General features: G+C 56.7%; 22 protein-coding genes. 9 read left to right on the plus strand and 13 right to left on the minus strand.

All coding sequences use genetic code 11. The features are described 5' to 3' along the window. Positions 1-45: 45 nt before the first annotated feature. Positions 46-792: a MipA/OmpV family protein gene (locus OGY62_RS13570; RefSeq protein WP_012132670.1), complete on the plus strand. Its 747-nt coding sequence runs from the start codon at positions 46-48 to the stop codon at positions 790-792. Between the two features lie 209 nt (positions 793-1,001). Here the strand turns inward: OGY62_RS13570 and OGY62_RS13575 are convergent, their stop codons facing one another. Then, entirely contained in the window at positions 1,002-1,886 is an 885-nt protein-coding gene (locus OGY62_RS13575; RefSeq protein WP_047457434.1) for a D-hexose-6-phosphate mutarotase, read from the minus strand. An 84-nt stretch (positions 1,887-1,970) separates the two neighbouring features. Beyond that, the gene (gene gapA, locus OGY62_RS13580; protein WP_012132666.1) at positions 1,971-2,966 is read right to left on the minus strand and encodes a glyceraldehyde-3-phosphate dehydrogenase; all 996 of its coding nucleotides are present in this window, start codon (positions 2,964-2,966) and stop codon (positions 1,971-1,973) included. Between the two features lie 341 nt (positions 2,967-3,307). Between gapA and msrB the strand changes: the two genes are divergently transcribed. Continuing rightward, complete coding sequence (msrB, locus tag OGY62_RS13585) at positions 3,308-3,721, plus strand: peptide-methionine (R)-S-oxide reductase MsrB (protein ID WP_047457431.1); 414 nt, start codon at positions 3,308-3,310, stop codon at positions 3,719-3,721. Positions 3,722-3,762: 41 nt separating this feature from the next. Continuing rightward, positions 3,763-4,038 carry a YeaC family protein gene (locus OGY62_RS13590; protein WP_012132664.1) on the plus strand — a complete coding sequence of 92 codons (276 nt, stop codon included), beginning with the start codon at positions 3,763-3,765 and terminating at the stop codon, positions 4,036-4,038. A 105-nt stretch (positions 4,039-4,143) separates the two neighbouring features. Here OGY62_RS13590 and pncA read toward each other — a convergent pair whose 3' ends face one another. The 3 genes from pncA to sppA form a co-directional block, all read right to left on the minus strand. Beyond that, positions 4,144-4,785, minus strand: a complete 642-nt coding sequence (pncA, locus tag OGY62_RS13595) for a bifunctional nicotinamidase/pyrazinamidase (RefSeq protein WP_058669021.1) — start codon at positions 4,783-4,785, stop codon at positions 4,144-4,146. A gap of 10 nt (positions 4,786-4,795) precedes the next feature. Next, on the minus strand, positions 4,796-5,812 hold the full coding sequence (ansA, locus tag OGY62_RS13600; RefSeq protein ID WP_286460087.1) for an asparaginase: 1,017 nt from the start codon (positions 5,810-5,812) through the stop codon (positions 4,796-4,798). A gap of 127 nt (positions 5,813-5,939) precedes the next feature. After that, positions 5,940-7,796, minus strand: coding sequence for a signal peptide peptidase SppA (gene sppA, locus OGY62_RS13605; protein ID WP_012132659.1), 1,857 nt, complete (start codon positions 7,794-7,796; stop codon positions 5,940-5,942). Positions 7,797-7,976: 180 nt separating this feature from the next. Here sppA and OGY62_RS13610 point away from each other — a divergent pair, with 180 nt between their 5' ends. From OGY62_RS13610 to topB, 3 genes are all read left to right on the plus strand, one after another. Next, complete coding sequence (locus tag OGY62_RS13610; protein ID WP_012132658.1) at positions 7,977-8,528, plus strand: NAD(P)H nitroreductase; 552 nt, start codon at positions 7,977-7,979, stop codon at positions 8,526-8,528. A gap of 160 nt (positions 8,529-8,688) precedes the next feature. Then, complete coding sequence (gene selD / locus OGY62_RS13615; protein WP_286460089.1) at positions 8,689-9,732, plus strand: selenide, water dikinase SelD; 1,044 nt, start codon at positions 8,689-8,691, stop codon at positions 9,730-9,732. A gap of 4 nt (positions 9,733-9,736) precedes the next feature. Continuing rightward, positions 9,737-11,680: a DNA topoisomerase III gene (gene topB / locus OGY62_RS13620; RefSeq protein ID WP_286460091.1), complete on the plus strand. Its 1,944-nt coding sequence runs from the start codon at positions 9,737-9,739 to the stop codon at positions 11,678-11,680. Positions 11,681-11,782: 102 nt separating this feature from the next. Here the strand turns inward: topB and gdhA are convergent, their stop codons facing one another. Further along, positions 11,783-13,126, minus strand: a complete 1,344-nt coding sequence (gdhA, locus tag OGY62_RS13625; RefSeq protein ID WP_130028428.1) for an NADP-specific glutamate dehydrogenase — start codon at positions 13,124-13,126, stop codon at positions 11,783-11,785. A 269-nt stretch (positions 13,127-13,395) separates the two neighbouring features. On the opposite strand from gdhA, the gene OGY62_RS13630 reads away from it, so the two are divergent. After that, on the plus strand, positions 13,396-13,638 hold the full coding sequence (locus OGY62_RS13630) for a YnjH family protein (RefSeq protein WP_172773950.1): 243 nt from the start codon (positions 13,396-13,398) through the stop codon (positions 13,636-13,638). Here the strand turns inward: OGY62_RS13630 and OGY62_RS13635 are convergent. Next, complete coding sequence (locus OGY62_RS13635; RefSeq protein ID WP_112002435.1) at positions 13,598-14,011, minus strand: pyrimidine (deoxy)nucleoside triphosphate diphosphatase; 414 nt, start codon at positions 14,009-14,011, stop codon at positions 13,598-13,600. The two genes, OGY62_RS13630 and OGY62_RS13635, sit on opposite strands and share 41 nt — an antisense overlap. Before the next feature lie 79 nt (positions 14,012-14,090). On the opposite strand from OGY62_RS13635, the gene OGY62_RS13640 reads away from it, so the two are divergent. Then, positions 14,091-14,660, plus strand: coding sequence for a carboxymuconolactone decarboxylase family protein (locus tag OGY62_RS13640; RefSeq protein WP_047457415.1), 570 nt, complete (start codon positions 14,091-14,093; stop codon positions 14,658-14,660). Continuing rightward, positions 14,653-15,288, plus strand: coding sequence for a CDP-alcohol phosphatidyltransferase family protein (locus OGY62_RS13645; RefSeq protein ID WP_104868741.1), 636 nt, complete (start codon positions 14,653-14,655; stop codon positions 15,286-15,288). Before OGY62_RS13640 ends, OGY62_RS13645 begins: the two co-directional genes overlap by 8 nt. A gap of 35 nt (positions 15,289-15,323) precedes the next feature. Here OGY62_RS13645 and OGY62_RS13650 read toward each other — a convergent pair whose 3' ends face one another. The 6 genes from OGY62_RS13650 to xthA all read right to left on the minus strand — a co-directional run bounded on the left by OGY62_RS13650 (position 15,324) and on the right by xthA (position 21,527). Next, on the minus strand, positions 15,324-16,631 hold the full coding sequence (locus tag OGY62_RS13650; protein WP_286460093.1) for a sulfurtransferase: 1,308 nt from the start codon (positions 16,629-16,631) through the stop codon (positions 15,324-15,326). 87 nt (positions 16,632-16,718) lie between these two features. Beyond that, entirely contained in the window at positions 16,719-17,351 is a 633-nt protein-coding gene (locus tag OGY62_RS13655; protein ID WP_200031035.1) for an ATP-binding cassette domain-containing protein, read from the minus strand. Continuing rightward, positions 17,351-18,886: an ABC transporter permease family protein gene (locus tag OGY62_RS13660; RefSeq protein ID WP_286460094.1), complete on the minus strand. Its 1,536-nt coding sequence runs from the start codon at positions 18,884-18,886 to the stop codon at positions 17,351-17,353. The genes OGY62_RS13655 and OGY62_RS13660 overlap by 1 nt, the downstream gene beginning before the upstream one ends. Beyond that, entirely contained in the window at positions 18,859-20,022 is a 1,164-nt protein-coding gene (locus tag OGY62_RS13665) for an ABC transporter substrate-binding protein (RefSeq protein WP_286460095.1), read from the minus strand. The genes OGY62_RS13660 and OGY62_RS13665 overlap by 28 nt, the downstream gene beginning before the upstream one ends. Before the next feature lie 14 nt (positions 20,023-20,036). Beyond that, on the minus strand, positions 20,037-20,711 hold the full coding sequence (locus tag OGY62_RS13670) for a TVP38/TMEM64 family protein (protein WP_012132644.1): 675 nt from the start codon (positions 20,709-20,711) through the stop codon (positions 20,037-20,039). A 9-nt stretch (positions 20,712-20,720) separates the two neighbouring features. Next, on the minus strand, positions 20,721-21,527 hold the full coding sequence (gene xthA, locus OGY62_RS13675; RefSeq protein ID WP_060816196.1) for an exodeoxyribonuclease III: 807 nt from the start codon (positions 21,525-21,527) through the stop codon (positions 20,721-20,723). Positions 21,528-21,759 lie beyond the last annotated feature (232 nt).

The following is a 21,759-nucleotide window of genomic DNA, read 5'->3' on the forward strand; positions in this document are numbered from 1 at the left end:
CAGTTACACTTTTGGCGCTAAACATTTGAATAAGGAATATGGATTGTGACCAAACTCAAACTTCTGGCATTTGGCGTGCTTATCGCCACATCAGCTGGCGTAGCGCAAGCTGAAAACGACTTGACGCTGGGCGCTGGCGTTGGTGTGGTTGAACATCCTTACAAAGATTACGATGCTGATGTGTATCCGGTGCCGGTTATCAACTATGAAAGTGATAACTTCTGGTTCCGGGGCCTGGGCGGCGGATACTACCTGTGGAACGACAAAGCGGATAAATTGTCGATTACCGCGTACTGGTCTCCGCTGTACTTTAAGCCGGGTGACAGCGACGATCGCCGACTGCGCGAACTCGACAAGCGTAAGAGCACCATGATGGCGGGCCTGTCTTACATCCACAATACCGAATACGGTTTCCTGCGCACCACGCTGGCGGGCGATACGCTGGATAACAGCAACGGCATCGTGTGGGATCTGGCCTGGTTGTACCGCTATACCAATGGCGCGCTGACGCTGACGCCGGGTATTGGCGTGCAGTGGAACAGCGAAAACCAGAACGAATACTACTATGGCGTTTCGCGCAAAGAGTCCTCGCGCAGCGGCCTGCGTAGCTACGATCCAGAAAGCGGCTGGAACCCGTACCTGGAAATCAGCGCTAACTACAACTTCCTCGGGGACTGGAGCGTTTACGGTACAGCGCGTTATACCCGTTTGTCGGATGAAGTGACCGACAGCCCGATGGTTGATAAATCCTGGACCGGCCTGATCTCAACCGGGATCACCTATAAGTTCTGATTGTGCATTTTTACAGTGCAATTCGTGCATCAAAACAGGGCGCTTGCGCTCTGTTTTGCTTTGCGGTGGTGCATTGATGGGGAGGATGCGATGACAGGACGTGGTACATGGGTGAGAATGCCAGCGCAGAGATGTATGCAGACGGCGGCGCCGACAGGTTGCAGGCCGGATAAGATGCGTCAGCATCGTCATCCGGCATCAGTCAACCCTTAACGTTTTGCGACGCGAATTGTTTGCACCAGGCGAGACGGTTTTTCTTCGCTGGCTTTTTGCGGCGCGGTGGCGTAAGCCGTTTCCACACAGACAAAGGTTTTGTAGCCATCATCCGGCATGTCGCCCATGCTGGCGGCGAGTGCCGGGCCAGGGTTCCATCCCACAACGTTAATGTTGTGATGGTGGATGACGTCAATGTTGCGGTTCAGCGCATCATCATGGATAACGCTACAGGCTTCCGGGTTCAGGTAAACGCGGTCAGTACGATCCGGGAACGTCTGGACGCCGTCTGCCAGCACATCTTCTTTGGCGTCGTTCACTTTATCAATGAAACGGTCGCCAAGGCCGCTGACCTTAACTGCGGCGATATCGCCGACGTTAAAGTAGGTGTGCAGGGCAGACGTGGTTTCGAATTCGCCGTGGGCCTCCAGTTCGATCTCACAGGTTTTACCCACTTTGAAGCGCGCAAGCAGGGTGAAATCGTGCGGCCAGTACTGGCGAGTCGCCTCGCTGCTCTGTAGCTCAAATGTCAGTACCGCGCCGTTGTCGTCTTCGTTGTGGGCTTTCAGCGCCCACGGCAGGTTACGGGCAAAGCCGTGAGACGGCAGACCCTGCTGCGCAGAGGGGCCAAACCACGGCCAGCAGATCGGTACGCCGCCACGCAGCGCAACGCCTGTTTTAAACGGCGTGTTGTTGCTCAGCCACAGCACTTCTTCGGCGCCTGCTGGTTTCCAGGAGAGCAAATGTGCGCCCTGGAGTGCAAAAGACGCCTTAACTTGCGGGTGATCGACGACGATCACGTCAAGCTCGTCGAGCTGGCGGCGGGAGAGGACAGGGGTAATTTGTTCGATGACCGGGAGAGCGAAAATTGTGTTAATCATGATGCAATCCTTGGAGTTGAAAACTCTTAGCCATAAAAAAAGGCGACCGGAGGTCGCCTTTTGGGATCAATTTCTCATCTCAACTTATTTGGAGATGTGAGCAATCAGATCCAGAACTTTGTTGGAGTAGCCGGTTTCGTTGTCGTACCAGGAGACCAGTTTCACGAAGTTGTCGTTCAGCGCGATACCTGCTTTAGCATCGAACACGGAAGTGCACACTTCGCCGTTGAAATCGGTAGATACTACGTCGTCTTCGGTGTAACCCAGAACGCCTTTCATCGGGCCTTCGGAAGCAGCTTTGATCGCTTTCTTAATGTCTTCGTAAGAAGCCGCTTTTTCCAGACGAACGGTCAGGTCAACAACGGATACGTTCGGAGTCGGAACGCGGAACGCCATACCAGTCAGTTTGCCGTTCAGTTCCGGCAGCACTTTACCTACCGCTTTAGCAGCACCGGTAGAGGACGGGATGATGTTCTGAGCCGCGCCACGGCCGCCGCGCCAGTCTTTGTGAGACGGACCGTCAACGGTTTTCTGAGTAGCGGTGGTCGCGTGAACGGTGGTCATCAGACCTTCGATGATGCCGAAGTTGTCGTTGATAACTTTAGCCAGCGGCGCCAGGCAGTTAGTGGTGCAGGATGCGTTGGAAACGATGTCCTGGCCTTCGTATTTGTCAAAGTTAGCGCCTTTAACAAACATCGGAGTGTTGTCTTTGGACGGACCTGTCAGAACCACTTTTTTCGCGCCAGCAGTGATGTGCTTACGTGCGGTTTCGTCAGTCAGGAAGATACCGGTAGCTTCAGCAACTACGTCAACACCAACTTCGTCCCATTTCAGGTTAGCCGGATCACGTTCAGCGGTAACACGGATTTTTTTACCGTTAACGATCAGATGACCGTCTTTCACTTCAACGGTGCCATCGAAACGACCGTGAGTGGAGTCATATTTCAGCATGTAAGCCATGTATTCAGCGTCTAACAGATCGTTGATTGCAACAATCTCAATGTCAGAACGTTTCTGAGCAGCACGGAAAACAATGCGACCGATACGGCCAAAACCGTTGATACCTACTTTGATAGTCATATATTCCACCAGCTATTTGTTAGTGAATAAAAGGTTGCCTGTAAAATTACAAAAACCTTACGCAGCGTCAAGCGGAATCGTGTCAATCATTGCGACAAATCAATCCTCTGTACAAGCTTTGCACGGCTGACTCGCCTCACTCTTCCTTTCGGCTTGAAACCACATGGGGGCGGCGCCCCGAATTTTAAAGGGCAACTGAGATAAAAACGTGATTCCGATCACGATTCATAAGCTGCCATTTCGCAAGGATCAAGTTTAGAACAAAAGTTCACACTGGGGTGTTAATGTTTTGTTAGAATCGGTCACGCAATGTGAGTATGGCTAAAGCGAGATGTGAGCAAATGGCTAATCAACCCTCTGCGGAAGATCTGAAAAAAAAGTTGTCCGAAATGCAATTCTACGTGACGCAGAATCACGGTACGGAACCGCCATTTACCGGGCGTTTGCTGCATAATAAGCGTGATGGCGTCTACCACTGTCTGGTCTGCGACGCGCCGCTGTTTCATTCCCAAACCAAGTATGATTCCGGCTGCGGCTGGCCGAGCTTTTACGAGCCGGTCAGTGAAGAATCTATCCGTTACATTAAGGACTTTTCCCACGGGATGCAGCGTATAGAAATTCGCTGCGGCAACTGTGATGCGCACCTGGGACATGTCTTTTCGGATGGCCCACAGCCGACGGGTGAGCGTTATTGCGTCAATTCGGCCTCATTAAGCTTCACCGATGATGAAAACGGCGAACAAACTAAGGGCTGAAAAAACGATTCAGCAAATTATTCCACAGGAGCGGACTTATCATGAATCTTGATGAGATGATCGACAGCATGACGCCGGAAGTTTATCAGCGCTTATCTACCGCCGTTGAGCTGGGAAAATGGCCGGACGGCGTTGCGCTGACGCCGGAGCAAAAAGAGAACAGCATGCAACTGGTGATGCTCTGGCAGGCGCGGCACAATACCGACGCGCAGCATATGACCATTGATACCAACGGTCAGATGGTGATGAAAAGTAAGCAGCAGTTGAAAGAGGATTTTGGCATTGCGCCAAAATCGATTGCGACGCTGAAACTGTAATGTAGCGCTTTTTTGTTGGTAGCCTGATGGCGCTTCGCTTATCAGGCCTACTGGTCATCGCTTTGTAGGCCTGATAAGCGAAGCGCCATCAGGCAGTAAGAATACCTAACCCTGCGTCTCTTCCCAGTCAGCCAGCGTATACAGCGTGGCGCCGGCGGCCGCCATCTCCATAAAGGCGTGCGTGCTGTCCTGCGGCTGAATATTCACACCACGGCAGCCGTCGGTAATCACATTCACCGTATAACCCAGTTGCAGCGCATCCAGCACGGTAAACTTCACGCAGTAATCGGTCGCCAGCCCCATAACGATCAGCGTCTGTACGCCGTTCTCCCGAAGCCAGGCGTCCAGGGCGGTTTTCTGGCGGCGTCCGTTATCAAAAAAGGCGCTGTAGCTGTCCACCTGCGGATTCTCGCCTTTATGGAAAACCGCGTCGATGGCGTTCTGCCTGAGCAGGGGATGCAGGGCCGCGCCGTCGCTATTTTGTACGCAGTGATCGGGCCAGAAGGTTTGCGCTAAACCGTCCAGTTGTCCCTGGCTGTAGGGCTGTGCCTGATGCTGGCTGGCGAAACTGCCGTGTCCGGCAGGATGCCAGTCCTGGCTGGCGATCACCGCGTCGCCGCGCGCTTTACACCAGGCGATAAGACGGTTTGCTACGTCCACGGTGCTGTCGCCTTCAGGGACGGCCAGTGCGCCGCCGGCGCAAAAATCATTCTGCAAATCAACCAGCAGTAAGGCCCGGGTCGTCATGAAAAGCTCCTTATTCGTCTGGCGTCAGTTCACCGCGCAGATTTTGCGTCATCGCGGTACGAATGGTCTGTGTATCCAGATTCTGGCTTAACAAGTAGTGCAGCTTAGTCAGCGTTGCTTCAACGGTCATATCCGCGCCGCCGACCACGCCCGCATGCGCCAGCGCGTTGCCGGTGGCATACCCACCCATATTCACCTTGCCGGACATGCATTGCGTCAGGTTAACCACCACGATACCGCGTGAACTCGCATCTTCCAGTTCTTTGAGGAACTCTTTGTTCTGCGGCGCGTTACCGACGCCGTAAGAACGCAGGATCAGCGCTTTTACCGGCTGGCGCAGGAAGTTACGCACCACTTCGGCAGAAATTCCCGGATAAATGGTGACGACGCCAATAGGCTGCGGCGTGATTGGGTGAACAATCAGCTCGCCTTCGCCGTGCGGCGCGGGCGGCGTACCTAAGCGACGGATATGAATTCCGGCTTCCAGCAGCGGCTGAAGGTTGGGGGAGGCGAACGCGTCAAAGCCATCGGCATGCGCTTTTGTCGTGCGGTTGCCGCGAAACAGCCGATTATTGAAAAAGAGGGTGACCTCATTGATGGGGTAATTCGCGGCGACATACAGGGCATTCAGCAGATTAATCTGCCCATCGGAGCGCAGTTCCGCCAGCGGAATTTGTGACCCTGTCACAATTACCGGCTTACCCAGATTCTCCAGCATGAAGGAGAGCGCCGAGGCGGTAAACGCCATCGTGTCCGTGCCGTGGAGGATGACAAAGCCGTCATACTCGGCGTAACGCGCTTTGATGTCTTCTGCGATATGCTGCCAGTCTTCCGGCGTCATATCGGATGAGTCCATCAGCGGGGCATATTCATGAATGGTGAAGTCCGGCATTTCCGGGCGGTGAAATTCGGGCATCAGCGCCAGCTGGCGCTGGAGATGGCCTGATACTGGAATGTAACCCTGTTCCGAGCGCTGCATACCAATCGTACCGCCGGTATAGGCAACGTAAATCGATTTCTTCTGCATGGCAATGTTCTTACGAAGTGAAGTCTCTTATATTGCCGGAGGCGGTTGCGCCTTATCCGGCCTACAAATTACGCGAAACTCGTAGGCCGGATAAGACGCGATAGCATCGCCATCCGGCAATGGCAATTTAGCGCACGTTCGCGCAGGTCAGGCAGAACGCATAACGGTTTTGTGGATCGTTAAAGGCAGCCAGTTTATCACTCTCTGCTTTTACCGCGCTGGCGGCTGTCGCCAGCGGCGCCGGGAGCATCGCCTGAATGGCTTCCGGCAGCATTGCGCGCACGGAGCCGGACATGCTGTCCATGATTCTGTCGAAGAATGTCGGTTCATCCTGATAATACTCAAGATGCCATTGCTTCAGTTTAGCCAGCTCTGCGGCTTTGGCGATGGCGTCGTCAAAGTCACCCAGACTGTCTACCAGACCATTCGCTTTTGCATCCTGACCGGTCCAGACATGCCCCTGCGCGATTTTATCAATCTGCGCCGGGGTGCTCTTACGCGCATCGGCAACCAGCGTGATAAAGCGTTTGTAGCCATTCTCAATGCTGAGCTGCATCATCTGCTGCACTTCAGGCGGCAGCGATTTGGTGACAGAAACGTCCGCCAGCGGCGAGGTGGCGACGCCATCGGTATGCACGCCGATCGAATCCAGGCTGTTCTCAACGGTGTTGATAACGCCAAAGATGCCGATTGAGCCTGTCAGGGTGCTCGGGTTCGCCACAATGTAGCTTGCCGGGGTGGAGATCCAGTAACCGCCGGATGCCGCCATTCCGCCCATCGACACCACAACCGGCTTGCCTGCGGCTTTCGCAGCGGCCAGTTCGGCGCGAATGACTTCAGAGGCGCTGACGCTGCCGCCGGGGCTGTTTACGCGCAGCACAATCGCTTTCACTTTCGGGTCCAGGCGCGCATCGCGGATTTGCGACGCTGTCGTGTCGCCGCCAACGTTGCCCGGCGTCTCTTCACCGTCCATAATCGCGCCATTGGCGAACACGACGCCAATACCGTCACCGGTATCCGCAGGCGTTTTCAGCGAATAATCGTAATAGCTGATGGCCCGATAGTTGTTTTCTGCTTTGCTCCAGCCAAACTGCTTGGTCAGCGCTTTTTCCACTTCGGCGTTAGACGCCAGCGCATCCACCAGTTTGTTGTCGAGCGCGTATTTCGCGGTATCGCCATCCACTTTGCTCAGCCCGTCGAGCATAGCCTGCGCGCCAGGGAAGACCTGCTGCGCGGGGATCTGACGGTTCGCCGCAACGGTGTTCAGGTAGTTTTGCCACAGCTCGCCAATCCAGCGGCTGTCCGCTTCGCGCGCGGCAGGCGACATATCATCGCGGATAAACGGTTCCACGGCGGATTTATAAGTGCCGACGCGGAAGACATGCGTGGAGACTTTCAGCTTATCCAGCAAGGATTTGTAATACAGGCCGTTGGTTGCGAAGCCGTGCAGATCGACCGTACCCTGCGGAGAAAGCCAGATTTTATTGGCGAAGCTCGCCAGGTAATATTGCCCCTGACTGTAGCTGTCGCCTACGGCAAAGACCGGCTTGCCGCTATCGCGAAATTCGCGCAGCGCTTTCCCGATGTACTGCATGGAAGGCTGATCGGCGCCCGCGAAGTTTTTCAGATCCATCACGATGCCGGTGATATTGCGATCGTCTTTCGCCTGACGAATGGTGTTGACGATATCAAACAGTGAGTTTTCTTGCAGGCGGTCAGAGCTGGCGCCAAACAGCTGTCGGCCAATGACGCCCAGGCGGTTGGTGCTGGACGGTTTATCGACGATCACGCCGGAAATATCCAACAGCAGCGCGCCGCGTGCAGTTTGTTGGCTGGTGTTGCCATCGCTAAGCTGCATCCAGATACCGACGCCCACCAGAACCAGAAAGATGAAGAACAGGTTGAGCACCAGTTCCCGGACGAAATTCAGCAGTCGCCATGTCCACTTAAAAAATCCGGCAATAAATCGCCACAGGGTTCGCATGTATTCTCCCTACCAGATTAACATTCCGCTATCTCCGTCATACTCAGAGAGAAAGCGTATAAGATGTGGGTATCGTAATGACCAGGCAGGCACTTGTCAGCAGGAATCACTGCCTGTGCTGTAACTAAATCCCCTCTCGTGTTAATTTTGTGAATAAATATCATTGCTGGAGTTAACCAAATGGACGCACTCGAATTACTTGTAAACCGTCGTAGCGCCTCTCGTCTGGCCGAACCCGCGCCTGCGGGTGAACAGTTACAAAATATTCTGCGCGCGGGCATGCGCGTACCCGATCACAAATCCCTGCAACCCTGGCGTTTTTTTGTGATTGAAGGTGAGGGGCGTGAGCGCTTCAGCGCTGTTCTGGAGCAGGGCGCCATTGCGGCGGAAGGCGATGAGAAAGCGATAGAGAAAGCGCGCACCGCGCCATTTCGCGCGCCGCTGATCATCACGGTGGTGGCGAAATGCGAGGAGAACCACAAAGTGCCGCTGTGGGAGCAGGAGATGTCAGCAGGATGTGCGGTTATGGCGATGCAGATGGCGGCGATTGCGCAAGGCTTCAACGGCATCTGGCGCAGCGGCGCGTTAACCGAAAGCCCGGTGGTTCGCGAGGCGTTCGGCTGTCGCGCACAGGATAAAATTGTAGGCTTCCTCTATCTGGGCACGCCGCAGCTGAAAGCGTCAACGACCATCAGCGTGCCGGACCCGACGCCTTTCGTGACGTATTTCTAAGCGTCATGGCCCCGGCAGGCGGCTTTTTCGATGAGCGCCTGCCGATTATTCGGCAAAACTGTCTGGATTATGAGCAAAGACGCCGGAATTCAGACACTCTCTCTTACCACGTCATGGAATGAGCGCTACCATAGCCCGATTGCAATGACAGGAGATGTCCATGAGCGAGCACGCTATTCGTTTAACGCAATACAGCCACGGAGCCGGTTGCGGTTGTAAAATTTCCCCTAAAGTGTTGGAAACCATCCTGCACAGCGAGCAGGCGAAGTTTGTCGACCCGAACCTGCTTGTGGGCAATGAAACCCGCGATGACGCGGCGGTATACGACCTGGGTAATGGCACCAGCATCATCAGCACCACCGACTTCTTTATGCCGATTGTCGATAATCCGTTTGATTTTGGCCGTATTGCGGCGACCAACGCCATCAGCGATATCTTCGCGATGGGCGGCAAACCGATTATGGCGATCGCCATTCTGGGCTGGCCCATCAACAAACTGTCGCCGGAAATTGCCCGGGAAGTCACCGAAGGCGGGCGTTTTGCCTGTCGTCAGGCGGGTATTGCGCTGGCGGGCGGGCACTCTATCGACGCGCCTGAGCCCATTTTCGGTCTGGCTGTCACCGGCGTGGTGCCGACCGAGCGCGTGAAGAAAAACAGCACCGCGCAGGCCGGATGCAAACTGTTCCTCACCAAGCCGCTGGGCATTGGCGTGTTGACCACCGCCGAGAAAAAATCACTGCTCAAGCCGGAACATCAGGGGCTGGCGACAGAAGTGATGTGCCGGATGAACATTGCGGGGGCGTCGTTTGCCCATATCGACGGCGTGAAAGCAATGACCGACGTGACCGGTTTTGGTCTGCTGGGGCACCTCAGCGAAATGTGCCAGGGCGCAGGCGTGCAGGCGCGGATCTGCTATCAGGACATTCCAAAACTGCCGGGCGTCGAAGAGTACATTAAACTTGGCGCAGTGCCGGGGGGGACGGAGCGTAATTTCGCCAGCTATGGCCATCTGATGGGCGACATGCCGCGCGAGGTGCGTGATCTGCTGTGCGATCCGCAAACGTCTGGCGGCCTGCTGCTGGCGGTCACGCCGGAAGCGGTAGAGGAAGTGAAAGTCACCGCGACGGAGTTTGGTATTGAACTGACGGCGATTGGTGAACTGGTTGACGCCCGTGGCGGTCGCGCCATGGTAGAGATCCGTTAATTCGATGCGGTTGTTTATTGCCGAAAAGCCGAGTCTGGGCCGCGCCATTGCGGATGTGCTGCCAAAGCCGCACCGCAAAGGCGACGGCTTTATCGAATGCGGGAATGGACAGGTGGTGACCTGGTGCATCGGCCATCTGCTTGAACAGGCGCAGCCGGACGCGTATGACGGTCGTTATGCGCGCTGGAATCTGGCCGATCTGCCGATTGTGCCGGAAAAGTGGCAGCTCCAGCCTCGACCTTCCGTGACGAAGCAGCTCAATGTCATTAAGCGCTTTTTACATGACGCAAGCGAAGTGATTCACGCGGGAGACCCGGATCGCGAAGGGCAACTGCTGGTGGACGAGGTGCTGGATTATCTGCAACTGTCCCCGGAAAAACGCCAGCAGGTGCAGCGTTGCCTGATCAACGATCTTAACCCGCAGGCGGTGGAGCGTGCGATTTCCCGGCTGCGCGCCAACAGCGAATTTGTGCCGCTGTGCGTCTCCGCGCTGGCGCGTGCGCGCGCCGACTGGCTGTACGGCATTAACATGACCCGCGCGTATACCCTTCTCGGGCGCAACGCGGGTTACCAGGGCGTGCTCTCGGTAGGGCGTGTTCAGACACCGGTTCTCGGGCTGGTGGTTCGCCGCGATGAAGAGATCGAGAACTTCGTCGCCAAAGATTTCTTTGAAGTGAGAGCGCATATCGTCACGCCAGCTGAGGAGCGGTTTACCGCCATCTGGCAACCCAGTGAAGCGTGCGAACCGTATCAGGATGAAGAGGGGCGTTTGCTGCATCGCCCGCTGGCGGAGCATGTGGTGAATCGTATTAACGGTCAGCCCGCGATCGTCACCAGCTATAACGATAAACGGGAATCAGAATCTGCCCCGCTGCCGTTTTCGCTGTCGGCGTTGCAGATTGAAGCGGCGAAACGCTTTGGCCTGAGCGCGCAGAACGTGCTTGATATCTGCCAGAAGTTGTACGAAACCCACAAATTAATTACCTATCCGCGTTCCGACTGCCGCTATCTGCCGGAAGAACATTTTGCCGGACGCCATGCGGTGATGAACGCCATTGGCGTGCATGCCGCGGATTTGTTGCCGCAGCCGGTGGTTGACCCGGACACGCGAAACCGCTGCTGGGATGATAAAAAAGTTGACGCTCACCACGCGATCATCCCGACTGCGCGCAGTTCATCAATTTCCCTCAGCGACAATGAAGCGAAGGTGTACAACCTGATCGCACGCCAGTACCTGATGCAATTCTGCCCGGACGCGGTATTTCGCAAATGCGTCATTGAACTGGAGATTGCGAAGGGGAAATTCGTCGCCAAAGCGCGTTTTCTGGCGGAGGCCGGATGGCGAACGCTGTTGGGCAATAAAGAGCGTGACGAAGAGAACGACGGTACGCCGTTACCGGTGGTGGCGAAAGACGACGAACTGCTGTGCGAAAAGGGCGAGGTCGTTGAGCGTCAGACCCAGCCGCCACGCCATTTTACCGATGCTACGCTGCTGTCCGCCATGACCGGGATTGCCCGTTTCGTGCAGGATAAAGATCTGAAAAAGATCCTGCGAGCGACCGACGGGCTGGGAACCGAAGCGACGCGCGCGGGCATTATCGAACTGCTGTTCAGGCGCGGATTCCTGACCAAGAAAGGGCGTTACATTCATTCAACGGATGCCGGGAAAGCCCTGATTCACTCGTTACCGGAGATGGCTGCCCGACCGGATATGACGGCGCACTGGGAGTCTGTCCTGACGCAAATCAGTGAAAAGCAGTGCCGCTATCAGGATTTTATGCAGCCGCTGGTCGGCACGCTTTTTCAGTTGATCGATCAGGCTAAACGCACGCCGGTACGTCAGTTCCGGGGCATTGTCGCGCCAGGCGGTGGCGGCGAGAAGAAAAAGAGCGCGCCCCGTAAGCGAGCGGCGAAAAAAAGCCCGCCGTCAGAAGAGGCGAGCGTATAACGCACAGGCCGGATAAGGCACTTGCGCCGCCATCTGGCAATGCCTGATGGCGCTGCGCTTATCAGGCCTACAACGCTTATCAGGCCTGCATGCCACGGAAAATTAAATCACGCCCTGGCCCAGCATCGCGTCGGCCACTTTGACGAAGCCTGCGATATTCGCCCCGCGAACATAGTTGGTATGTTTGTTTTCGCCGCCGTATTCCACGCAGGCATGATGAATATCCAGCATGATGTGGTGCAGACGCGCATCCACTTTCTCGGCTTTCCAGCTCATTCGCGCGGCGTTTTGCGCCATCTCCAGACCGGAGGTCGCCACGCCGCCTGCGTTGGCCGCTTTACCCGGCGCGAACAGCACGCCAGCTTCGAGGAACAGATCGGTGGCTTCAATGGTGGTTGGCATATTGGCGCCTTCCGCCACTGCTTTCACGCCGTTGGCGATCAGCACGCGCGCGGCGTCCACGTCGAGTTCGTTCTGCGTTGCGCACGGCAGGGCGATATCAACCGGCACTGACCACGGCTGTTTGCCTTCCATATAGGGCAGGCCAAACTCGCGGGCGTAATCCGCCACGCGCCCGTCACGGCTGGCTTTGATTTCGCACAGGCGCGCCAGTTTTTCTTCGGTGAAGCCGCTCTCATCAACGACGGTGCCGCTGGAGTCCGAAGCCGTCACCACACGAGCGCCGAACGCCATTGCTTTCTCGATAGCGTACTGCGCCACGTTGCCGGAACCGGACACCGCCACACGCATACCCTCAAAACCCAGACCGTGGCGTTTGAGCATCGCTTCGGTAAAGTACACCAGGCCATAACCGGTGGCTTCCGGGCGAATCAGGCTACCGCCAAACGAGAGGCCTTTCCCGGTGAACACGCAGGCGCTGTTGTTGGAGAGCTTACGCATCATACCGGCCATAAAGCCCACTTCACGTCCGCCCACGCCGATATCGCCAGCAGGTACGTCAGTGTCTGGCCCTAAATGGCGATAGAGCTCCGTCATCAGCGCCTGACAGAAACGCATCACTTCGCCTTCGCTCTTGCCTTTAGGATCGAAATCGCTGCCGCCTTTACCGCCGCCCATCGGCAGCGTGGTCAGCGCATTTTTAAACGTCTGCTCGAAGCCGAGGAATTTCAGGATCGAGAGGTTAACGGAAGGATGAAAACGCATCCCGCCCTTATACGGGCCGATGGCGGAATTAAACTGTACGCGCCAGGCACGGTTAACCTGCACCTGGTTACGATCGTCCACCCACACCACGCGGAACTGGATCACGCGTTCTGGCTCAACCAAACGTTCCAGCAATGACATCTGACGATAACGAGGATTTTGCTCAAGGAAAGGCCACAGCGTGGTCATTACTTCACGAACGGCCTGCGCGAACTCGGTCTGATTGGGGTCACGCTGTTGAACATGGTTTAGAAACGACTCCAGAGAACATGTCTGATCCATAGATATAAGAACCTCTTATGTATTGATATGGTTATATTTATAATGTTGTGTTTCGTGTTTATGCAGTTTTTGACTATACCACCAGCAGTGTGACGGTAAGCAAGAAAAAAAAATGGCGTGCCAGGGAAATTAATAACGGCGCGCGCGTCATAATAAAAAGCGATGGATGGAGTGGCTAAAGTTTCAGTCGCTTACGACCGTTATACTGAAGGTAGGCTTCATAACAAGGAAACGCTATGCATCGTTTATTTATCGCGGCAGCAGCGGCGATGGTCTCTTTTGCCGCGCTGGCGAATCAGCATTATCGCCCGGATGTGGAGGTTAACGTCCCGCCCGAAGTGTTCAGCTCCAGCGGGCAGCGTGCGCAGCCCTGCAATCAGTGCTGCGTCTACCAGGATCAAAACTATTCGGAAGGGGCGGTGATCAAAGCCGAAGGCGTGCTGCTGCAATGCCAGCGCGACGAAAAAACGCTCAGCACGAATCCGTTGGTCTGGCGTCGCGTAAAGCCATAAACGCCTCTAACAGCGGAATGTCCGCAGGCGCAAGCGGGTAACGCAGCGCCTCTTTTGGCGAACACCAGATCATGTTCTGGTGATAATGCGCGGTGACGGCGCCGGTAAACGCCGGGACGTGCCAGGCGTGCAGATGGATCAGCCGGCCAGAGACTTCGCGCTGATGGCTGGCGATATAGCGCCCGACAACCGCCTCAATACCCAACTCTTCACGCAGTTCGCGAATCAACGCCTGAGGCTGCGTCTCACTGGACTCCACTTTGCCTCCGGCAAACTCCCACATACCCGGCTGATCGGCGTGTTCCGGGCGTTGAGCCAGCAATATTTTGTCGTCACGCTCAATGATTGCGGCGACGACATCAATGGTTTTCATCATATTCATCAAGGTTCAACAACGGAAAGTGACATACTATCCTTATCTTTGCGTGACCTAAAGTCTTCAGGAGCAAGCGTTGAACGATCCACAACCCTGGGTTAGCCCATTGACCCATATCCCTTCCAGTCTGAAACCTCTCGTCGCTACGCAGAAAAAACATTACGGCGACGTTCTGCACCCCACGCGCTGGTGGGGGCGAATGCCGTTTCTGTTCTGGCTGGTGGCGCTGTTTGTCGGGTTTCTGGAACGTAAGCGCGCGCGGGTAACGCCGGTGATGCGCGCGTTGTTGATGACGCGCGTTTCGCAGGTGTGCCATTGCGCCTTCTGTGTGGATGCCAACAGTTTACGTCTGGCCGAACGGTGTGGGGCGCTGGATAAAGTACAGGCCGTTGCCGGGTGGCAATCGTCCACGCTATTCAGCGAGGAGGAGCGTGTCGCACTGGCTTATGCCGAGGCCGTGACCGCCACGCCGCCGCAGGTTGATGAGGCGCTCAAGGCGATGATGAAACGCTATTTTACTGACGACGCGATTACCGAAATGACGGCGCTGATCGCCTTTCAGAACCTGTCGGCGCGTTTTAATGCCGCGCTGGATATTCCTTCGCAAGGGCTGTGTGACGCATTGAAAGGGGCGCCACATGTTTGATCGGCATCTGCACCCACGGGTTAAACCGCTCCTGCACCGCGGTGCTGCGTATCTCGATAAACCGGCGATCACCCCGGACGGCCTGACGCTGTTCGGATTTGCCATTGGTGTGCTGGCGCTGCCGTTTCTGGCGCTGGGCTGGTATCTGGCCGCGCTGGCGGCCATTGTGCTGAATCGCCTGTTCGACGGGCTGGATGGCGCGTTGGCGCGGCGCAGAGGGTTAACCGATGCGGGGGGATTTCTTGATATCACCCTCGACTTTCTGTTTTACGCACTGGTTCCGTTTGGCTTTATTCTGGCCGCACCGGAACAAAACGCGCTGGCAGGGGGCTGGCTGCTGTTTGCGTTTATCGGTACGGGCAGCAGTTTTCTGGCGTTTGCGGCGCTGGCGGCGAAGCATCAGATTGATAATCCGGGCTATGCGCACAAATCGTTTTACTATCTGGGCGGGTTGACCGAAGGCACCGAGACAATATTGCTTTTTGTTCTGAGCTGCCTGTTTCCGCGCTATTTTCCCGTTCTGGCGTGGGTATTTGGCGCGTTGTGCTGGATGACCACCCTGACAAGGGTCTGGAGTGGATACCTGACGCTGAAGGTTATCCGGCCTGGAAAAAGAGCCTCCCTGTAGGCCTGATAAGCGCAGCGCCATCAGGCGCATTACGACTACTTACTGCTGTCCGGGCCGCGCTCGCCGGTGGACACCGGATTTTTCGGATTGCTGCTCCATTCGTACCAACCGCCGTCATACACGGCGACGTTTTTCCAGCCCATCGCCCGCGCGTACATAAACGTTTCGGAGGCGCGCCAGCCGGTGCCGCAATAGAAGGCAACGTGCTGATCCGGCAGGATATCCCACTGCTTCCACATGGCGGCGATATCCTCTGCGCTACGCATGGTGCCGTCCGGGTTATGGAAATCCTCCATATGCGTGGAGTCGCTGCCCGCATGTCCCCAGCGCGCGCCGGCAATTTCGCCTTTTGGTTTGATATAGCTGTATCCGCTGGTGGTGCCGATAAATTCCGGCCAGGAACGGATGCTGACCAGTGATGCGTCCTGACGGTGCAGCAGGGCGCGGGCCTGTTCCATATCCAACATTAACTGCGGCTGCGCCGGGATCGCCACGCCAAAGTCGGGTTCCGGCTTCACGTCAGCCGGCATGCCGCGTTCAACCGGCAGACCCGCATCGGACCAGGTTTGCCAACCGCCGTCGAGCAGACGAACGTCCTTCACGCCCGCATAGAGCATAATCTGCGCAACGCGCGCCGCAGCGTACACGTCGCGGCCATACAGAATAACCGTCGTGTCATGGCGAATACCGTGTTTCGCCAGCATCGCTTTCAACTGCGCGTCAGAGACTTTATTCCACAGCGGTTCGCTTTCCACCTCATTGGTGTCGATGTATCCGGCGCCGGGAATGTGGCTGAGCAGATAATATTTCGGCGCGCCCCAGCCTGCTTCAATCACCTTCCAGTCTCCCGCCGGTTTAGCCGTAACCGGCTGGTTTTGTTGAAGGGCATGCAACCACTGTGGGTATGCTAATTGCTCGAAGTGAGGGAGCTTTTGCAGTCGGGAAGGATCGGTCAGCGCATCGCTCAGCGTAGCAATCTGGCTGAAGCCTGCCTTCTGTAAACGTGATTTCACCGCCTGTACGCCACTGTCATTGCCATACAGCGCCAGCGGGGCGTCTTTCCTGAGCTTATGCCGTTGCAGCCAGGCGGCGAGCTGCTCGTCGCTCATTTTATCGAGCCAGGAGGCTGACAGATTCAGTGCAGAAGGTTCGTGACCGGAAGGGCCATTAAGGGTTTGCGGCCAGCCGTTGTAAAAAGCGCTCTGGCGCGTATCAATCGCGGCGCCCTGTTTTTGCTGTAGCTGGCTGAAGGTAAGCGACTGCGCCATATCAGCAGCCCAGGAGGAAGCGCAGGCGAGTCCTGAAGCCAGTGCCAGCGCGGTCATTTGAGAAACACGTTTCATCGAATAGCCCGACGTTAAAATAAGAGGGCGCCATTCTCTGCTGGCTGGCAGGGAAAAACTTTGCGTTAACGCAGTTTGTCGGCATATTCACGCCCACGCCTCCATCTGGAGCACCGTGCCGCCGGGAGGGACATCCTGGATATCGTGCGTCACCTGTACCACCGGAATATTTTGTTGCCGTACTTCGGCAAAGACCCACCGGCGGAAGGCGTCGCGGCGCCCGGCGTCCAGTCGGCTGAACGGCTCATCCAGCAGTAATGCCTGCGGTTGCGCCAGCAGCGCGCGAAGCAGGGCCACCCTGGCGCGCTGGCCGCCGGACAATGACGCCGGATCGCGGCGGCTGAACCCGTCCAGCCCGGCGCGCTCAAGAGCATGCCGCACTTCCGTTTGTCTGGCCGCCCCTTTTATCGCGGCAGGCAGCGCCAGCAGTAAGTTCTGTCCGACGCTGAAATGGTCAAACAGCAGGGCATCCTGAAACAAAATACCGATTTGACGTTGCGCGGTGGGGAGCGTATCGATGCGTCGTTCGTTGAGCCAGAGCTCGCCGGAGGCCTGAAACTGAGACGGCAGTACGCCGACCATCCACGAAAACAGCGAAGACTTTCCGCTACCGGAAGGCCCCATTAACGTGACAATGTCACCTTTTTTGACCTGAAAGGCGACCTGATTCAATAAGCGGTGATTGCCCTGGCGCAGCGTGAGATGTTGAACGATGAGCATTAGCGGAGTCCTTGACGATAGTGGCCAATGACGCGTGAACATAGCGCCGTCAGCGCGAAAACCAGCAGGGGTAACAGCAGTTGCCATAGCGCCTGCGATGCAAGAATTGTGGTACTGCCGCCGCTGCTGAGCGCCACGGCTTCTGTGGTGAGCGTAGGATGGCGTCCGGCGCCCAGCCAGAGTGTCGGCATATATTGGGCGATGCTGACGGAAAAACCGACCGCGAAGGCAAACAATGCGGGGCGCAGTAAAAGTGGGCACTTGATGCGCCAGAAGATACGAACCCGCGTCCAGCCCAGCGTTTGCGCGATCAGCACCAGCCGCGGGTCAATGCGCTGCCAGGCGGGTTTGAGGACGAATAACATCCACGGGATAACCCATAGCAGGTGCCCCCAGATAACGGTAGCGTACTGGCCGTCTTGCCCGGCGAGCAGCGCCAGAGTGTATTGCCCGGCGACCAACGGCAGCGCAGGCAGCAGTATTGGCAGCCAGACCCAGCGGTGCCCGGTTTGCGGCCCCCATTCCAGCCATAAGAACAGCGTCATCAACCCCAGCACGGCGGACGCCAGCCCCATTTGCAGGCTGTTCACCAGCGCTTCGCGGTTCACCGACGCAGGTTCAGCCATATAAGCCAGCAGCGCCACGCACAGCATGCCGCTTAACGGCAGCGTCAGCGCCAACGTTTTTCCGCTTCTGCCTGATAAGCGCTGGCGGCGAAAACCGTTGATGGCAGGAAGGGTGCGTTGCCATCCCCGCCAGATGAGATAGCCGAACAGGGCAAACAGCATAAGCAACGCCACGAGCAGTAAACTGGCGAGAGCGCCTTTGGCCTGTTGGTCGGCGTCGCCCTGGCTCAGCCATTGCCAGCTTAACACTGCCAGCGTAGGTGGATTGCCCGGCCCCAGAATCATCGCGACATCCACTGCCGATAATGACCAGGCGACAATCGCCAGCATCACCGCGCCTAATCCTGGCGCAACGGCGGGTAACAGCAGCCAGCTCAGGCATTGCAGACGGCTGTAGCCCAGGGTATCCAGCACGATGACCTGCTGCGAAAGCTGTTTTTCACTTAATAATGCCGACAGAACCCAGAGCAGAAAGGCGCTCTCTTTGACGGCCAGCGTGAGCCCAAGCCCGATGCCATAGCGATCCATCTGCGGCGTGAGCGAGGGGAAAAGGCGATAAAGCATCCCGCCTTCGGCAAAAAGCAGCAGGGCGCTGGCGGCAAAGGCCACATGGGGAATGGCCAGTAGCCAGGGGAGGCGGGCGCAAAGACGCGCCCATTTTGCGCCAGGCCACAACGCGACGACGATCGTCAGCGCAATAGCCAGCGCGCCGGTTGCCGCCAGGGTGACGGAGACCAGCGTTGCCCGCAGCGCCTGCGGGAGTTGCGGATCGCTAAACAGCGCCAGCCAGTGCGTAGCGGAGAGCGCGGGCGTGATAAGCGTGAATGCGGCAGGAACCAGCGGCAGCCAGATGACCGCCATCACGCCCCAGACCAGCAGGGTTACTGCGTACCGTAGCGGCGTAGCCATGCCTGTTCCAGCGCGTTCACCCATGCGGAATGCGGTTCCGCCAGCGTAGGCGGCAACCCGTCAGGAATGCGCGACCGTAACGCTTCCCGCTGCCCGGCGGGCAGCTTATGCGGGTCAAGCACGGAAGGATCGCCCCAGAACGCCGGATCGGCTTTGCGCAACTGCGCGTCGGGGGAGAGCAGGAAATTGGCAACCACCTTTGCGCCTGCGCTGGCGCGGGCGTTTGCCGGGATTGTGACAAAATGCACGTTGCCAATCATTCCTTGTGAAAAACCGAAACTGTAGCTGGTTTTGGGCAGTTCGCCGCTGGCGATCTTTTGCTGCGCATGAGCGGGATTAAACGTCAGAGACAGGCGCAGCGAACCGGCTTGCAGCAGCGCGTCCATCCGGGCGGGAGAGGGAGGGAAGTCTTTTCCCTTCCGCCACAGGCTGGGATGCAGCGCATCGAGGTATGCCCATAGCGGCGCGGTGACGGAATCGAACGTCGCGTCATCCGGCACGACCTTGAGCGCATCCGGTTGAGAGGTTAACGCCAGTAACAGCTGTTCCAGAAACGCCGTCCCGGTAAAATCCGGCGGCCGTGGGTAGGTGACAGTACCGGGATGGGCTTTCGCAAAAGCGAGTAGCGCCTGCGGGCTTTGCGGCGGCTGCGGCGTAATATCCCGGCTAGCAATGAAGGTTAACTGCGCGCCGCCCCAGGGTGACTCCGCCCCTTGCGTCGGCATGGAAAAATCCTCGCGTACCGGTTTGCGCGTATCGACATAGCGCCAGTTTGGCAGCGTTTCCGCCCAGTGGGTTTGCAGCAGTCCGGCTTCTTTCAGCGTGCGGAAGTTTTCGCCATTTACCCACAGCAGATCGACGGAACCATCGGTTTTACGCCCGGCGGCGGACTCAGTCTGAATGCGTTTCACGGCATCGGCGGCATCCGCAAGCCGGACAATCCTGAGGTTAATGGCGTAATGCGTTTTCATCTCGCCGCTGACCCAGTCGAGATACTGATTAACGGCATTGTCGCCTCCCCAGGCGTTAAACCAGACGGTCTGGCCTTTGGCTTCATCTTTCACCGCCTGCCAGTTTTCGACGGCTTGCACATGGCCCGTCAACAGCAGACCCGCCAGTAATAGAGTACGACGCATGATCGCTCCTGAAATTAGGATCGTAAAAAACGCTTAACCAGCCAACGGGAGGCCAGTGGTAACAGCCCCAGCAGGGCAAAGGCCGCCAGCATACCGGGGGAAATGATGTCGCGTATTGATGTCAACTGGCTGAGCTGGCGTCCGGCGTTGAGATAAATCACCGTTGCCGGAAACATGCCCGCCTGACTGATCCACCAGTATTGACGTACGCGGATTGACGTCAACCCGGCGAGTAAATTAACGAGAACAAAGGGAAACAGCGGCATTACGCGTAGCGCAAACAGATAAAAGGCGCCGTCGCGCGCCATACCATGATTTACGGTTTGCATCTGGCGTGCGAACCGGCGGGAGATCCACTCCCGCAGCAGGTAGCGGCTGGCCAGCATGGCGAGCGTAGCGCCGAGGGTTGACGCGAAGGAGACCAGCAGCGTTCCTTGCCAGAGTCCGAATAGCGCGCCGCCGAGCAGCGTCAGCAGCGCAGCGCCGGGAATCGATAAGGCCGCCACCAGCGTATAGACCAGAAAATAGAGACCGGCGCTCAGGAATGGCGACTGTTGCTGCCAGGCCGCCAGCATCGTGTGATAGCGTTTCAGGGTATCAAGGGAGAGAAAACCGGGGGGCAAAGCCCACACCACCCCGGCGATACAGATGATTAAAAAACCTGAGAGCAGTCGTTTTTTCGCGTTCACCTGCGTTTATCAGACCCGGAATTTTGCCCAGACGGGCGCATGGTCGGAGGGTTTTTCCATGCTGCGGATTTCATAGTCAATGCCGGTTTCAACGCAGTGTTCGGCCAGCGGATTGCTCGCCAGCAGCAGGTCGATGCGCAGCCCCCGGTTGTCGTCGAAACCTTTTGAGCGGTAATCAAACCATGAAAATTTATCGACCGTTTCCGGGTGCGCGTGACGGAAGGTATCCACCAGCCCCCAGCTAATCAGGCGATCCATCCACTCGCGCTCTTCCGGCAGGAAAGAGCACTTACCGGTACGCAGCCAGCGTTTGCGGTTCTCTTCGCCAATGCCGATATCCAGATCGGTTGGGCTGATATTCATATCCCCCATGATCAGCACCGGATTGTCGCGTTTCAGTTCGTTGTCCAGGTAGTTTTGCAGGTTCTGATAAAACTGCGCTTTTGCCGGAAATTTCAGCGGGTGGTCACGGCTTTCGCCCTGCGGGAAATAACCGTTAATGACGGTGATACTGCCCAGCGGCGACGGGATTTCCGCCATGATGATACGGCGCTGCGCCTCTTCGCCGTCGTCGGGAAAACCACGGCGCACAGAAACAGGCGTCTCTTTGGTCAGTAGCGCGACGCCGTAATGGCCTTTCTGTCCGTGATAGAAGACGTTATAGCCGAGCTTTGCTACCTCTTCGAGAGGGAACATATCGTCGTGAACTTTTGTCTCCTGCAAGCCGATCACGTCAGGCTGGTGCTTGTCGACAATGGCTGACAGTTGATGAGGACGGGCGCGCAGGCCGTTGATATTAAAAGAGACAAATTTCATAGTCGCTGCCACTTTGCAAGGTGAATAGTGCAAGGATGGTAGCAGAAATTAGACGGGCTGACTGCCACTTGTCGCGCGAATCAAACGATAACTGCCAATGGCCTTAACGATGGAGCAAAAACTGCACTGTTTCAGGGCGGAGTGCGTCATAACGATGCAATAATTTCCGATAAATTTCGTCTACGATCACAATTCCAGAATTATATTTGGCGACTGAATAATATTTCGATTT

The organism is Citrobacter sp. CK198, assembly GCF_030333295.1.
In the GTDB taxonomy this organism is placed as follows: Bacteria; Pseudomonadota; Gammaproteobacteria; order Enterobacterales; family Enterobacteriaceae; genus Citrobacter_B; species Citrobacter_B koseri.